This window comes from Curtobacterium sp. PhB25, from assembly GCF_004365375.1.
In the GTDB taxonomy this organism is placed as follows: Bacteria; Actinomycetota; Actinomycetes; order Actinomycetales; family Microbacteriaceae; genus Curtobacterium.
This window is the reverse complement of record NZ_SODR01000005.1, coordinates 66872-79775: the sequence shown is the minus strand read 5'-3', so window position 1 is coordinate 79775 and position 12904 is coordinate 66872. Positions and strand designations below refer to the sequence as shown.

Genomic DNA, 12904 nt, shown 5'->3' with positions numbered 1-12904 from the left:
CGCATGCCCGACACCATCCGTTACGTCGCGATCGGCGACAGCTTCTCGGAGGGCATCGGCGACGCCGGCGCCGTACCGTTCCCCGGCTGGACCGGCCGACTCGCGAGCGGCATGGCCCGTGCGCACGACGCAGACGTCCGGTACGCCAACCTCGCGGTCCGCGGGCGCCTGCTCGCCGGGGTCCTCGGAGAGCAGCTCGACGCGGCTCTCGCACTCGACCCCGCACCGACGCTGATCACGTTCTGCGCGGGCGGCAACGACCTGCTGCGGCCACGGTTCGACGCCCACGCCCTCATCGCACCACTCGAAGCGGCGGTCGACACGGTCCTGGGCCGCGGGGTCCGGCTGGCGCTGCTGAGCCCCGCCGACCCGAGCGCACGACTCCCCTTCGGACGCCTCATCAACGCGCGCGGCGACGCCTGGGCGGACGCCCTCGCCGACCTCGCCGACCGGTACGACCTGCCCTTCGTCGACGTGTCCCGTGATCCGCACCTGCGCCGTGCCGAGTTCTGGTCCGAGGACCGGCTGCACATGAACGACACCGGCCACCAGCGCGTCGCGGACCTCGCCCTGCACGCGATCGAGGACGGACCGGCACCGATCGAGCCGGCGTCCGAACAGACCGGCCGCACCCGACTCTCCGAGGAACTCCGCTACTACCGCGAGCACGTCCTGCCCTGGGTACAGCGCCGCGTCACCCGGCGGTCCTCGGGCGACGGACGCTCGGCAACCTACCCGGCGTGGACCCCCGTCGACTGATCACGCACGATCGCGGCGGTTCTCCGCACGCGTCCCGCGCTCCGCTTGTCCTCCCCCGCGAACAGCCGTTCTACTCGGGTGATCCACGTCCGAGCCGAACTCAGGGGAGACGGCACCATGCACACTGCGCCACGCCCATCCGGCACCACCGCGACACGTCCTGCAACCGTCACCACCCCGACGGGCACCCCCAGCACCGCACACGGCATCGACCACATCGGCCTCACCGTGCCCGACATCGACCAGGCCACCGACTTCTTCGTCCTGGGACTCGACGCCGTCCCCCTGTACGACCGGTTCCTCCGGAGCGAACCGCTCCGCGGTGAACCCGACGTCCAGCGGCGCCTCGGCATCCCGAAGACCATGGCCCAGGGGGCACTGCGGATGCTCGCGCTGCCGAACGGGCCGGGACTCGAGCTCTTCGAGTACCACGGCCCCGACCAGCGCCCGGCCGTCCGCGCGAGCGACCTCGGCTGGCAGCACGTGGCGTTCTACGTCGACGACATCGACCACGCACTGTCGCACATCGAGACGGCGGGCGGCCAGCGGTACGCCGACCCGCGGGACCTCGGCGGCAACGAGGGCGGGTTCGGCAACCGGTTCGTGTACGTCGGAACGCCGTGGGGATCGACGATCGAGCTGATCACCTACCCGAGTCGACAGTCGTACGAGGACCACGCCCCGCGACCGAAGTGGCGCGTCTGACCGTTCAGCGCGCCGGGGCCGTCGCGATGTACGTCCGCGTCGGCCCGCCCGTCAGGGCGTGCGGGAACTCGACCCCGTCCGCCCGGAACCCGCTGGCTTCGTAGAGCCGCAGCGCTCGCTCGTTGCCGGCGAGTGCGTGCAGGACCACCGCGGGGTGTCCCGCCGCCGACGCCGCATCGACCGAGGCGGCCAGGAGCGCACGCCCGACACCCCGCGCCTGCACGTCCGGGCGGACGGCGAGCAGCGACAGGTAGGCGGCGTCCGACGGGTCGGTCGACCGTCCGGACCCCGGCGCCGTCACGAGCGCGAAGCCGTCGATCGCACCGGCCGCTCCGGCAGCGACGAGCAGTGCGACCCGCGGGACGGCGAACTTCGACGCCGCGCGGGCTCGCACCGCATCGGACTCCGGAACGCCGTCCCGTGCCGCGACCGCTGCGACCCACAGGTCGACACACGCCGACACCTCGTCCGGGGCCGCTGGACGCACGGACACGGACGGTTCGATCACCCGGTCAGCCTACGACCGCGCTGCTGCCGATCCTGAACGACGCCCCACGGTGCTCGTCGGGCAGCCGGTCACCGCGGCCGTGCAGCTTGTGCCGCAGCGAACCGGGCTCGTAGCCGGTCGGGTACGCCCCGCGCGCCCGGAGTTCGGGGATGACGAACTCGATGACGTCCTCCCACGTGCCCGGCGTCACCGCGTACGCCAAGTTGAAGCCGTCGACGTCGGTGAGCTCCTGGATCTCCTGCAGGCGGTCGGCGATGGTCGCTCCCCCGCCGACGGCGACCGGCCCGAGTCCGCCGATCGCGGTGTGCCGGGCGAGGTCGCGGATCGTCCACGAGCTGCCGTCCTCGCCGGTCGCCGCCGCGATGTTGGCCGCAGCCGACTGGATCGCGTTCGACTCGACATCGCCGAGGGGCTCGTCGAGGTCCCACTGCGACAGGTCGACGCCCATCCAGCCGGAGTTGAGCACCAGGGCACCGAGCTCCGACGCGTACGACAGGTAGTCCTCGTACTTCGCCTGGGCCAGCTCGTCGGTGGCGTCCGTGATCACGGTGAGCAGTGTGTAGACGCGAGCGGCGTAGCGGTCGCGACCAGCTGCCTCCAGGGCGTCACGGACCTTCGCGACGGTCGACGCGAGCTGCTCGACGGTCGGTGCGCCCACGAAGACGGCTTCGGCGTTCTCCGCTGCGAAGCGGATGCCGCGCGGCGACGCGCCCGCCTGGTAGATGACGGGCGAACGCTGCACCGACGGCTCGGACAGGTGGATGCCCGGCACGTCGAAGTGCTTGCCGTGGTGCTCGATCGGGTGCACCTTCGCCGGGTCGGTGAAGACGCCGGACGCGCGGTCGGCGACGACCGCGTCGTCCTCCCACGAGCCCTCCCACAGCTTGTAGAGGACCTCGAGGTACTCGTCGGCCACGTCGTACCGGTCGTCGTGCGACAGCTGGTCGGTCTGGCCCATGTTGCGCGCGGCGCTCGGCAGGTAGCCGGTGACGACGTTCCAGCCGACGCGCCCCTTGGTCAGGTGGTCGAGCGTCGAGATCCGCCGGGCGAACGGGTACGGGTGCTCGTACGCCGTGCCCGCCGTGATCCCGAAGCCGAGGTGCTCGGTCACCGACGCCATCGCCGACACCAGCAGGATCGGGTCGTTGACCGGCACCTGCGAGCCCGTGCGGAGCGCGGCCTCGTTCGAGTCGCCGTACACGTCGTACGTGCCCAGCACGTCGGCGATGAAGATGCCGTCGAACGCCCCGCCTTCGAGCGTCTTCGCCAGGTCCGTCCAGTACGTCAGGTCGCGGTAGTCCCGCGATCGGTCGCGCGGGTGCCGCCACAGCCCGGAGGACTGGTGGGCAACGCAGTTCATGTCGAACGCGTTGAAGCGGATCTGCCGGGGTTCGCTGCTGCTGGTCACGCTTGGCGACGCTACGTGCGGGGTCTGCGTCCGTCATCCATCGTGACGAAGCGTGACGGCTGACTGTCGGCAGGTGCTGCTGCGTGTGCCGGTGCCGGTGCCGGTCCGTCCCGCGCAACCAAAGTCGTCCGGAACCGGGGATTCACCCTGCTCGGATTCACTTTGGTTGTGCGGCAGTGCGCTGCCCACGACTCACGCGCGGTCGTGGAGCGTGACCTGGTAGCCGTCCGGGTCGGCGAACGTGAACGTCCGGCCGAACGGGCCGTCGATCGGTGCCGACACGATCGTGTGGCCGTCGGCCACCAGGGCGTCGTGGATGGCCTGCACGTCGGTCGCGTGCAGCCAGATCGCCGCCCCGATGCCCGGCTGCGACACCGCATCGAGGTCGGTGCCGGGGACGACGTCCCGCAGTGCGAACGCGATCGGCGTCGTCTCGAAGACGACGGCGTGCGGCGGGCCGGCCTGCGAGCGGACCAGACCGAGGTACTGCTCGTAGAACGCCTGGGACGCCGTCAGGTCGCGGGTCTGCAGGGAGATGAAGTCGGGGCCGGTGACGGGCATGTGGTGCTCCTCCGTGTCGTGTCAGTCTTCTGACAAAGAGCAATCTATGTCAGACTCCTGACATGAGTCAAGACGCTATCGACCTCGAGACGTCCCTCGGGTACCTGCTCAAGGAAGCCGCGAGCGCGCTCCGCGCCGCGATGGAGGCCGTGCTGCGCCCCCTCGGCATGACGATGACGCACTACTCGTGCCTTGAACTCCTGGCACAGCGGCCCGGGCTGTCGAACTCCGAGCTCGCACGCGGCGCCTTCGTCACGCGGCAGTCGATGAACGTGCTGCTGCAGGCCCTGGAACGGGACGGCTTCGTGACGCGGGCCACCGAGGCACCGGTGGGCAAGGCGCTCCCGACGCGGTTGACGGCGAGCGGCCGGGCGAGCCTCGAGCTCGCGAGTGCGGCCGTCCGCGGCGTCGAGGTCCGGATGCTCGACGGGTTGTCGGGTGAGCAGCAGGTGGCGGCGCGGGGGGCGCTGCGCAGCATGGTGCGCTCACTCCGCCGCACCAGCGACGACGAGGCCGGCACGGTCTGACGACGCGCTACCCTTCGAACGGTATTGATGTATCTCTCGAAGGGAACCGTTCGTGCACGAGGACTCCACCGGCCTGTACCTGTCGAGCCTCTGGCTCAGCGTCGCGATGCTCGCCGGCGGGCACGCCCGGACCCGGAACCGATCGGCGTGGACCTGGTTCCTCCTGACGCTGCTGTTCGGCCCGCTCGCGGTGCTGCTGCTCGTCACGTGGCCGGCGCGCCCGCCGAGCCGGACCGACCCCACGCGGACCGATGCGTCCGCATCGGCACCGGACACGGGCGGTTCCGAGGAGTAGCCCTGACGCAGAAGCGCGCAGGACCAGATCCTCTCAGGGAAGGGCGGACACCATGGCGCTGCAGGACGACGTCGTCACCGACGTCGGCGGGGATCGACGACTACGGACCGCGCTGCTGATCGTTGGCATCGTGGCGGTCCTCGTCGGTGTCGCCTCACTCGTGCTCCCGCACGCGACGCTGTTCGCGGTCGCGTGGGTGTTCGGCATCTACCTGCTGGTGTCCGGCCTGTCGATGATCGTCCGTGCGTTCGCCCGCGGGATCGGCACCGGCCGCCGCATCGGCTTGGTCGTCCTCGGCGCACTGATCCTCGCCGGGGGCATCGTGGCGCTCGTCGCCCCGCCGGTCGGGGTGCGGTGGATCGCGTTCGTGATCGGCTTCGCCTGGCTGGTCGAGGGCATCACCCTGCTCTACGCCCCGACACCGACGAACCGTGCCCTGACGATCGGTGCCGCGGTGCTCAGCATCGTCATCGGCGTGCTCGTCATCAACCTGCCGTCCATCGGGGCAGCGCTGGCCGTCGTCGCCATCGCGGGCTTCCTGATCCTGTTCGGCATCGTGCAGATCGCCCTCGGGGTCACCGTCGGACGCGCTGACCGGTCCGCCACGACCGCCGGTCGAGCGGCCTGACCACGGCCTCTGTGCGGGGGTTCGTCACCCGTCGAAGACGACGTCGGCAGCGTCCCTCGGGGCGAACTGCGCTTCAAAGTCGCGTTCGTTGGGGATCCACACGTCCTGCCACAGGTCGTCGTGGTCACGTCCGAGCTGGCGGTCGCGGGCCATGCCGCGACGTGCGGCGGTGTGGAGGTCCACGTCGCACCAGACCGCCAGGTCGATGTGCGGCATCGCGTCGGGGTGGAAGAGGCCGATGAGGTCGACGACCACGACGTCCGTCGTCGGCAGTGGCTCCGCGGGACCGAGTGCCCGGACCGACCAGTCGAACCGCTGGAACGTGCTCGCTCGCCCCGTCCGGTGCGGTTCGAGGACGGACGACGTCAGACGCTCCCGATCGACACCGTCCCAGTCACCCGACCGCCGGTGGGACCGCTCCGGATCGAGGAAGTCGTCTCCACGGATCCGCACCGCGCCCGGCACCGTCCCGGCCAGACTGCACGCCAGCGTGGACTTCCCGGAGCCGCAGTACCCCGAGATGCCGACGACGATGGGGTGCCCGGCCGAGGCGCGGCGTGCCGCCACGAGGTCGATGACACCGTCCTGATCCATCGGACCAGGGTACGAGCCGATCACCAGCACGGGATCCACGCCGACGACTCCTAGGCTCGACGGGTGGACGTCACACTGCGGAACAGCATCCCCGAGGACATCGAGTGGCTCGTCGAGCTGCGTGCACAGGTCCTCCGTGCCGACCTGGAGCGTCTCGGCCGCTTCGACGCGGTCCGGGTCCGCGGGCGGATGCGTGATGCCTTCGCGCCCGAGCACACCCGTGTCGTCGTGGTCGACGGCCGCGATGTCGGCTCGATCGCCACACGAATCGACGACGACACCCGCTGGGTCGAGCACTTCTACCTCGCGCCGGACATCCAGGGGCGCGGCATCGGGTCCACAGTGCTCCGGACCGTCCTGTCCGACTCCCACACGGGCGCAACCCGACTCAACGTGTTGCAGGGAAGCCCCGCACGCCGGCTCTACGAACGGCACGGTTTCGTCGTGGACACCGAGGACGACGTCGACGTCTTCATGACGCATCGTCACGTCTGAACGGTAGGTTCGACGCATGAGCCACGTCCTGCGATCCATCGGCCGGGTGATGCTGACCACGCTGCAGTACCTGGCCGCCGTACTGAGCGCCATCGGTTCCGGCGGTGCCACCGCCCCGGCCCAGCCACCTACCCGATCCACGAAGCCGCGGGACGAGTACCGCCCCTGAGCCGGGCCTACAGCGCCTTCGCGTAGCAGCGGTCGGAGTACGGTTCGTCGTTGAACGGCGCGACCTGCACGAAGCCGAGCCGTTCGTAGAGCGCGCAGGCCTCGGCGAGCTCGGCCCGGGTGTCGAGCCGCAGCGACGTGATCCCGCGCGCCCGGCAGACCCCCTCGACGTGTCGCAGGAGTGCCGAACCGACACCCCGACCGCGGCGATCCGGCAGCGTGAACACCTTCGTCAGCTCACCGACGACACCCACGAAACGCACGCCGGCACACCCGACCACCGCTCCCCCGTCCGAGGCGACGACGAACAGCCCGGAGTCCCCTTGCAGGTCGTCGAAGGGCTCGTCGAGCATCGCGCGGTCGACCTCGGCCGGCGTCGCCGCTCGCCCGTACCACCGCGACGCGACCTCGGTCAGGTAGTCCCGTACGATCGCGTCGGCCCGGCCTGGGCCGGTTCGCTCCGTCTCGAAGATCATCGCGCCCCTCCGACAGGCACACCGTTCAAGCCGTTCGGGGCCCGGTCGGCGACCAGCTGCGGACGGGAGGCGCGTGGCGGCCCCGCACCGGGCCTCCTGGCCGTCACGTGGTCGCGATCGCGAGCCGCACCCGGCTCAGCGGGACGCCGTCGCCTCACGCGCAGCGGCTTCCGCCGCGACCCAGGCGAGCATGCCGCACTTGACCCGCATGACGAACTTCGAGACGCCGTGGAAGGCGATGAGGTCCTCGAGGACGTCCTCGTCGGGCTCGCCGATGCCGCGGGAGCGCATCATCGTGCGGAACTCGTCGGTCAGTGCGAGGAGCTCCGGGACCGTGCGGCCCACGGCCATGTCGGTGAGGACCGATGCCGAGGCCATCGAGATCGAGCAGCCGTCGCCCTGCCAGGCGAGACTGGCGATGCGGTCGGTGCCCGGTTCGAGGCGGATGCGGACGGTGATCTCGTCGCCGCACGTGGGGTTGCGCTCGAAGTGCGAGGCGTCGGCGTCGGGCAGGTCGCCGTCGCCGTGCCGGGCCTTCGCGTGGTCGAGGATGACCTGCTGGTACAGGCTGTCGAGGGCGTTCACGCGGTCGCTCCGAAGTAGCCACGGACCTCGCCGACGGCCGCGATGAACCGGTCGACGTCGTGCTCGGTCGTGTAGACGTAGGTGCTCGCGCGGCTGGTGGCGACCAGGCCGAGGCGGCGGTGCAGGGGTTGGGCGCAGTGGTGCCCCGAGCGGACGGCGATGCCCTGCGCGTCGAGGTACTGCGACACGTCGTGGGCGTGCACGCCGTCGACGTCGAACGACACCAGGCCCGATCGCGGGACGCCGACCGGCGGACCGACGACGCGGATGCCGGGGACGGCGGCCAGGCCGTCGAGCATGCGCCGGGCGAGGTGCTCCTCGTGCGCGCGGACACGCTCCATGCCGATGCCCTGCAGGTAGCGGACGGCCTCGGCCAGGGCGACGGCCTGCGAGACGGGCTGCGTGCCGGCCTCGAACCGCTCGGGTGCCGGCATGAACTCCGACGCCTCCATGGTCACGGTGGTGATCATGGACCCACCGGTACGGAACGGGGGCAGCGCGTTCAACAGCTCGCTGCGGCCCCAGAGCACGCCGATGCCGTTCGGGCCGAGCATCTTGTGCCCGGAGAACGCGGCGAAGTCGACGCCGAGCTCCTGCACGTCGAGCGGCCGGTGCGGCGCGGACTGGCAGGCGTCGAGGACGACCAGTGCGCCACGGGCGTGGGCGAGACCGACGATCTGCTCGACGGGGGCGACCATGCCGGTGACGTTCGAGACGTGCGCGAACGCGACGACCTTGGTGTGGTCGGTGATCAGGGCCGCGGCGTCCTCGGCGGTCCAGGTGCCGTCGTCGGCGACCGGGACCCAGCGGAGCGTCGCACCGGTCAGCGCGGCGAGTTCCTGCCACGGCACGAGGTTCGCGTGGTGCTCGGCCTCGGTGACCAGGATCTCGTCGCCCGGTCCGATGCGGAAGCGAGCGGCGTCGACCCCGCCGCGGCCACGGCTGGCGTTCGCGATGCCGTAGGCGACGAGGTTGAGGGCGTCGGTGGCGTTCGCGGTCCAGACGACCTCGCTCGGACCGGCAGCGCCGATGAAGTCGGCGACGGTGGCGCGGGCGTCCTCGTAGGCATCGGTGCTCAGGCCCGCGAGCGTGTGCGCGCCGCGGTGCACGGCGGCGTTGTCGTGCTCGAGGAACCGGCGTTCGGCGTCGAGGACCTGGGTCGGGCGTTCCGCCGTCGCCCCGGAGTCCAGGTACGCCAACGGTTGCCCGTTCACGTCCTGCGCGAGGATCGGGAAGTCCGACTTGATCGTCTCGACCTCGGCCTCGGTGAGCGGCTGGTTCGGCGCCACGACTGTCACGTCTCGTCCTCCTGGTGTTGCTGTCCGGAGCAACCCGTCAATGGTGGCCGTTGTTCCCGACGGCGTCCAGTCGGCGCGGGAACGGCCCAGGACCACGCCGGGTCCTGGGCCGTCGCACGGTGGGGCTACTCGTTGCCGATCTTCTTGTCCGCAGCGTCGCGGGCACCGTCGATCTTGTCGTCGTACTTGCCGCCGGTGGCCTTCTTGACCGCGTCGGCGACGCCCCCGAGGACCTTGTCGCTGATGTCCTCGGCCTTCTCGCTCTTCAGGGCGTCCTGGACCTTGTTGTCCTTCAGGAAGTCCTGGGCCTTCTTCGTGATGTCGTCGAACCCCGCCATGGCCTGCTCCTCAGCTCGGTGCGGAGCCCGTCGCTCCGTCATGCCGCAGATCGTAGGCCGCAGAACCGTCCTCTGTCCCGGAACGTGACGAAGTGTTCACACCATCTGGGCGCTGCGTCGACGTGCCAGGACGTACCCGACCGCGACCGCCCCGGACACCGCGAGCAGCGACGGGATGAGGATGTCGGTGCCCTCCTGCGTGAACTCGACCACCAGGACGAGCGCCGTGAACGGGGCCCGCATCGTGGTCGCCAGGAACGCCGCGGCGCCGACGAACGCGAAGGCCGCCAGGCCCGGGCCGTCAGCCGGCCAGAGCAGGAGCCACGCGCCCCCGAGGCCGCCGCCGATCGCCGAACCGATCGCGATCGATGGTGTCAGGGTGCCGCCGACCGCGCCGGCACCGATCGTGGCCGACGTGGTGATCGTCCGGACGACGCCGAGCAGCAGGAGCAGCACGATCGGCGCCAGGCCGGCGACGGTGTCGTCGTCGAGCGAGGCGTTCATGGCGACGAGGCCCAGCGCCCGCCCGTTGCCGAGGATCTCGGGGAACGGCACCGCGATGAGCCCGACCATCGCGAACACCACCGGCAGCACGACGAGCAGGTGCCAGCCCTTGGGCGCGATGCCCTGCAGCCGGTTGGTGAGCTTCACGAACCCGACGCCCGCCAGGCCGAGGACGGGCCCGACGACGATCGCCCAGACGAGCAGCGACGGCGACATGTGCATCGCCGGCACGTGGTAGAGCACCTCGTCCGGGATCACGAGCCGGGCGACGAACGCGGCGACGGCACTCGTGGCGAACGCGGGCAGGGCGGTGGCGAAGCTGATCTCGCCGAGCAGGACCTCGACGGCGAACAGCGCACCGCCGAGCGGGACGTCGTACACCGCGGCGAGACCCGCTGCCGCTCCGCAGGCGACCAGGATCTTCGTCTCGCGCGGGGTGAGACCGGCACGACGGGTGACCAGTTGCGAGAGCCAGGCGCCGACCTCGCGCGGGGCGACCTCCTTGCCGATCGAGGCGCCGAGCCCGACCGCCAGGATCTGCACGCCGGCGTTCGCCAGGGTCGCGAGTGCGGGCATCCGCTTGCCGCCGACCGCCGCGGTGACCGACACGATCGGGCGCCCCCAGCGCCGGAGCGCCCACCAGGCGAAGCCCGTCAGGACACCGGCGGCCACGAGCGCGAGGAACCGGTTCAGCGCCGACGGGGCGTCTGCCGCCTCGAGGTGCCCACCGAAGCCGTACCCGAAGGCCACGAACTGGATGAGCTGCAGCGCGAGCCACACGGCGATGCCGGCGATGCCGCCGGAGATGCCCACCAGGGCGGTGACGACGGCGAGCTTGAGCGCCCAGACGGGGGTCGCGTGTCCGGAGCGCGGCATGTCGAAAACCCTAGCGGCTCCGATCACCGGCACCGGGCCTCCCGGTCATCCCGCCTGTCGTCAGACGGCCGTCAGCCGGAACGGGACCACGCAGTCGGCGGGCATGAGCGGCGGGTGCAGGCCGACCGTGCCGAGCACCCGACCGCTGAACACCCGTGCGCCGCTCCACCAGTCCGGCCGGACGATCCCGTGCCCGTCGCCGACCACGATCGGGTCGACGCGGTACGAGACGTCCGGGTCGAGGTCGCGGAAGGTGACCCGACCGGTGCCGGACACCTCGGACCGCCCGATGCTCGCCAGGAAGAAGACGGCCTGCTGCCGGTCCGGCGTGACCGTGCCGTACACGAGCCGGGAGTCGTCGACCTCGTCCATCCGCACCAGGTCGCCGCCGTGCAGCAGCCCGCGCAGCTCCTTGTACAGCGCGATCCACTCGGCCAGCGACGCCGACTCCTCCGCCGTCGCCTCGGTGAGGTCCCACTCGATGCCCAGGTGCCCGACGAGCGCGGTGCCGGCCCGGAAGGCCAGGTCGTGCACGCGGCCCGTCGAGTGGTTCCTGCCGCTCGCGATGTGCGCGCCGAGGAGTTCCGGGGGCAGGAGCTGCTGCGTCCACCGGTGCATCTGCTGCCGCTCGAGGGGGTCGATGTCGTCGGACACCCAGACGCGGTCGGTGTGCTCGATCACGCCGAGGTCGACCCGGGCGCCGCCCGACGCGCACGACTCGATCTCGAGCGTCGGGAAGCGTTCCTTCAGGGTCGCCATCAGCCGGTACGTCGCCAGGGTCTGCTCGTGCACCGCCGCGCCGCCACCGGGGAACCCCGCCTCGACCAGGTCGCGGTTGTGGTCCCACTTGACGTACTCGATGCCGTACTCGCCGATGATCGCCGTCATCCGTTCGAGCACGTACTCGTACGCCTCGGGGATCGCCAGGTCGAGCACCTGCTGGTCGCGGGACCGCATCGGCAGTCGGCCGTCCGCCTGCATGATCCACTCCGGGTGGGCGCGGGCGAGGTCGCTGTCCTCGTTCACCATCTCGGGTTCGAACCACAGGCCGAACTCCATGCCGAGCGCCCGGACACGGTCCACGATCGGCCCGAGCCCGTCGGGCCAGACGTCCTCGTCGACGTACCAGTCGCCGAGCCCGAGGTGGTCGTTCCGGCGGCCGCGGAACCACCCGTCGTCGAGCACGTACCGCTCGACCCCGAGGGCCGCGGCGCGCTCCGCCAGGTCGGTCAGCCGGGCGAGGTCGTGGTCGAAGTACACGGCCTCCCAGACGTTGATCGTCATCGGCCGCGGCGTCGTCGGGTGCTGCGGCCGGCTCCGGAGCCACTGGTGGAAGCGTCGGGCCTGCTCGTCGAGCCCGTCACCGTGGGCGAACCACACCCACGGCCCCTCGTACGTCTCGCCCGTGCCGAGCCGGACCTCGCCCGGCAGCAGCAGTTCGCCGCCGCCGATCACCTGGCGCCCGGTCGACAGGCGTTCGGCGTGGTGCCGGTGGTTCCCGCTCCACCCGGTGTGCACGCCCCACACCTGACCGCGGGCGAAGCCGAAGCCGGGCTCCCCCACCGTCAGGACGGTCGCGGCGTCGGCACCGGTCCGGCCCTTCCGGCTCTCACGCTGGTGGGTGCCGACGACGAGTTCGCGGCGCTGCGGGGTGCGTTCCTTGCCCCACCGACCGGCGAAGTCCAGGACCTCGCGCGCACCGGACGGGATCGGCATCGCCACCGTCAGGTCGTCCACCGTGTAGACGCCGTCGGCGGTGTTCGTGACGGCAGCCCGGGCACGGACGAGTCCGGAGCCGAGCACCTCGATCGTCACGCGGACCGCGAGCCCCGCGGTGTCGTCGGCAGCCTCGGCCCTGACGGTCGTGTCGGTCACGTCGAGCGACCGCACGGTGAACGCCGGCGACCAGTCGTGGCCGTCGCGGTGTCCGGCCAGGCCGGGTCGTCCGCTCCACCCGCGGTTCGGCTCGGGCAGCACGGCGACACGGACGGGGTCGTCCATCTCGTTCTGGGCCACGGGGGCGACGTCCGCGTCGGCGAGTGCGACGAGCGCGTCGTCGTCGAGTGGCCCGAGGGCTGCTCCCCAGTGCACCACCGCGGGCAGCGCGTGGTCACGGCAGTCGAGGACGAGGGAGACGCCCCCGGCGGTCAGGTGGACGAGGTCGTCGTGCGGGATCACC

16 protein-coding genes and 1 pseudogene are annotated in these 12904 nt (G+C 71.4%); 7 read left to right on the top strand and 10 right to left on the bottom strand.

Going from position 1 to position 12904, the window contains the following annotated elements:
* The first annotated feature begins 3 nt into the window (after positions 1–3).
* The gene (locus EDF51_RS11050; RefSeq protein ID WP_208321842.1) at positions 4–759 is read left to right on the top strand and encodes an SGNH/GDSL hydrolase family protein; all 756 of its coding nucleotides are present in this window, start codon (positions 4–6) and stop codon (positions 757–759) included.
* Positions 760–876: 117 nt separating this feature from the next.
* On the top strand, positions 877–1464 hold the full coding sequence (locus EDF51_RS11045) for a VOC family protein (RefSeq protein WP_123292003.1): 588 nt from the start codon (positions 877–879) through the stop codon (positions 1462–1464).
* A 4-nt stretch (positions 1465–1468) separates the two neighbouring features.
* On the opposite strand, the gene EDF51_RS11040 is transcribed toward EDF51_RS11045, so the two are convergent.
* The 3 genes from EDF51_RS11040 to EDF51_RS11030 all read right to left on the bottom strand — a co-directional run bounded on the left by EDF51_RS11040 (position 1469) and on the right by EDF51_RS11030 (position 3941).
* Positions 1469–1972, bottom strand: a complete 504-nt coding sequence (locus EDF51_RS11040; protein ID WP_133937925.1) for a GNAT family N-acetyltransferase — start codon at positions 1970–1972, stop codon at positions 1469–1471.
* 4 nt (positions 1973–1976) lie between these two features.
* Positions 1977–3380, bottom strand: a complete 1404-nt coding sequence (locus tag EDF51_RS11035) for an LLM class flavin-dependent oxidoreductase (RefSeq protein ID WP_200849208.1) — start codon at positions 3378–3380, stop codon at positions 1977–1979.
* Between the two features lie 192 nt (positions 3381–3572).
* Positions 3573–3941 (bottom strand): VOC family protein, encoded by a 369-nt coding sequence (locus EDF51_RS11030; RefSeq protein WP_133937927.1) that lies wholly within the window; start codon positions 3939–3941, stop codon positions 3573–3575.
* A 62-nt stretch (positions 3942–4003) separates the two neighbouring features.
* Between EDF51_RS11030 and EDF51_RS11025 the strand changes: the two genes are divergently transcribed.
* The 3 genes from EDF51_RS11025 to EDF51_RS11015 are packed head-to-tail and all read left to right on the top strand — an operon-like array spanning position 4004 to position 5391.
* Entirely contained in the window at positions 4004–4468 is a 465-nt protein-coding gene (locus EDF51_RS11025; RefSeq protein ID WP_133937928.1) for a MarR family transcriptional regulator, read from the top strand.
* Positions 4469–4520: 52 nt separating this feature from the next.
* A complete protein-coding gene (locus tag EDF51_RS11020) occupies positions 4521–4763 on the top strand; it encodes a hypothetical protein (RefSeq protein ID WP_243833997.1) in 243 nt (80 codons plus the stop codon).
* A gap of 52 nt (positions 4764–4815) precedes the next feature.
* Positions 4816–5391: a DUF308 domain-containing protein gene (locus tag EDF51_RS11015; protein WP_165918789.1), complete on the top strand. Its 576-nt coding sequence runs from the start codon at positions 4816–4818 to the stop codon at positions 5389–5391.
* 24 nt (positions 5392–5415) lie between these two features.
* Here the strand turns inward: EDF51_RS11015 and EDF51_RS11010 are convergent, their stop codons facing one another.
* Positions 5416–5985 (bottom strand): phosphoglycerate transporter, encoded by a 570-nt coding sequence (locus tag EDF51_RS11010; protein ID WP_134194921.1) that lies wholly within the window; start codon positions 5983–5985, stop codon positions 5416–5418.
* Between the two features lie 63 nt (positions 5986–6048).
* Here EDF51_RS11010 and EDF51_RS11005 point away from each other — a divergent pair, with 63 nt between their 5' ends.
* Together EDF51_RS11005 and EDF51_RS19880 are read left to right on the top strand one after the other, a co-directional pair.
* Entirely contained in the window at positions 6049–6480 is a 432-nt protein-coding gene (locus tag EDF51_RS11005; protein ID WP_173169263.1) for a GNAT family N-acetyltransferase, read from the top strand.
* 16 nt (positions 6481–6496) lie between these two features.
* Positions 6497–6649, top strand: a complete 153-nt coding sequence (locus EDF51_RS19880; protein WP_166673533.1) for a hypothetical protein — start codon at positions 6497–6499, stop codon at positions 6647–6649.
* 7 nt (positions 6650–6656) lie between these two features.
* On the opposite strand, the pseudogene EDF51_RS11000 reads toward EDF51_RS19880, so the two are convergent.
* The 6 genes and pseudogenes from EDF51_RS11000 to EDF51_RS10975 form a co-directional block, all read right to left on the bottom strand.
* Positions 6657–7130 (bottom strand): annotated as a pseudogene (locus tag EDF51_RS11000) (GNAT family N-acetyltransferase); the annotation flags it as partial.
* Between the two features lie 129 nt (positions 7131–7259).
* Positions 7260–7709 carry a Fe-S cluster assembly sulfur transfer protein SufU gene (gene sufU / locus EDF51_RS10995; RefSeq protein ID WP_133937932.1) on the bottom strand — a complete coding sequence of 150 codons (450 nt, stop codon included), beginning with the start codon at positions 7707–7709 and terminating at the stop codon, positions 7260–7262.
* The gene (locus EDF51_RS10990) at positions 7706–8998 is read right to left on the bottom strand and encodes a SufS family cysteine desulfurase (protein ID WP_134195090.1); all 1293 of its coding nucleotides are present in this window, start codon (positions 8996–8998) and stop codon (positions 7706–7708) included. The genes sufU and EDF51_RS10990 overlap by 4 nt, the downstream gene beginning before the upstream one ends.
* A gap of 134 nt (positions 8999–9132) precedes the next feature.
* Positions 9133–9345 (bottom strand): antitoxin, encoded by a 213-nt coding sequence (locus EDF51_RS10985; protein WP_123292323.1) that lies wholly within the window; start codon positions 9343–9345, stop codon positions 9133–9135.
* A gap of 96 nt (positions 9346–9441) precedes the next feature.
* Entirely contained in the window at positions 9442–10725 is a 1284-nt protein-coding gene (locus EDF51_RS10980; RefSeq protein WP_133937934.1) for a chloride channel protein, read from the bottom strand.
* 60 nt (positions 10726–10785) lie between these two features.
* Complete coding sequence (locus tag EDF51_RS10975; RefSeq protein WP_134195088.1) at positions 10786–12900, bottom strand: alpha-galactosidase; 2115 nt, start codon at positions 12898–12900, stop codon at positions 10786–10788.
* Positions 12901–12904 lie beyond the last annotated feature (4 nt).

What these genes read in the sequence shown, in the direction of transcription:
- EDF51_RS11050 (WP_208321842.1), top strand. Translation starts at nt 4, where the DNA reads ATGCCCGACACCATCCGTTACGTCGCGATCGGCGACAGCTTCTCGGAG.
- EDF51_RS11045 (WP_123292003.1), top strand. Translation starts at nt 877, where the DNA reads ATGCACACTGCGCCACGCCCATCCGGCACCACCGCGACACGTCCTGCA.
- EDF51_RS11030 (WP_133937927.1), bottom strand. Translation starts at nt 3,941, where the DNA reads ATGCCCGTCACCGGCCCCGACTTCATCTCCCTGCAGACCCGCGACCTG.
- EDF51_RS11025 (WP_133937928.1), top strand. Translation starts at nt 4,004, where the DNA reads ATGAGTCAAGACGCTATCGACCTCGAGACGTCCCTCGGGTACCTGCTC.
- EDF51_RS11015 (WP_165918789.1), top strand. Translation starts at nt 4,816, where the DNA reads ATGGCGCTGCAGGACGACGTCGTCACCGACGTCGGCGGGGATCGACGA.
- EDF51_RS11010 (WP_134194921.1), bottom strand. Translation starts at nt 5,985, where the DNA reads ATGGATCAGGACGGTGTCATCGACCTCGTGGCGGCACGCCGCGCCTCG.
- EDF51_RS19880 (WP_166673533.1), top strand. Translation starts at nt 6,497, where the DNA reads ATGAGCCACGTCCTGCGATCCATCGGCCGGGTGATGCTGACCACGCTG.
- EDF51_RS10985 (WP_123292323.1), bottom strand. Translation starts at nt 9,345, where the DNA reads ATGGCGGGGTTCGACGACATCACGAAGAAGGCCCAGGACTTCCTGAAG.
- EDF51_RS10980 (WP_133937934.1), bottom strand. Translation starts at nt 10,725, where the DNA reads ATGCCGCGCTCCGGACACGCGACCCCCGTCTGGGCGCTCAAGCTCGCC.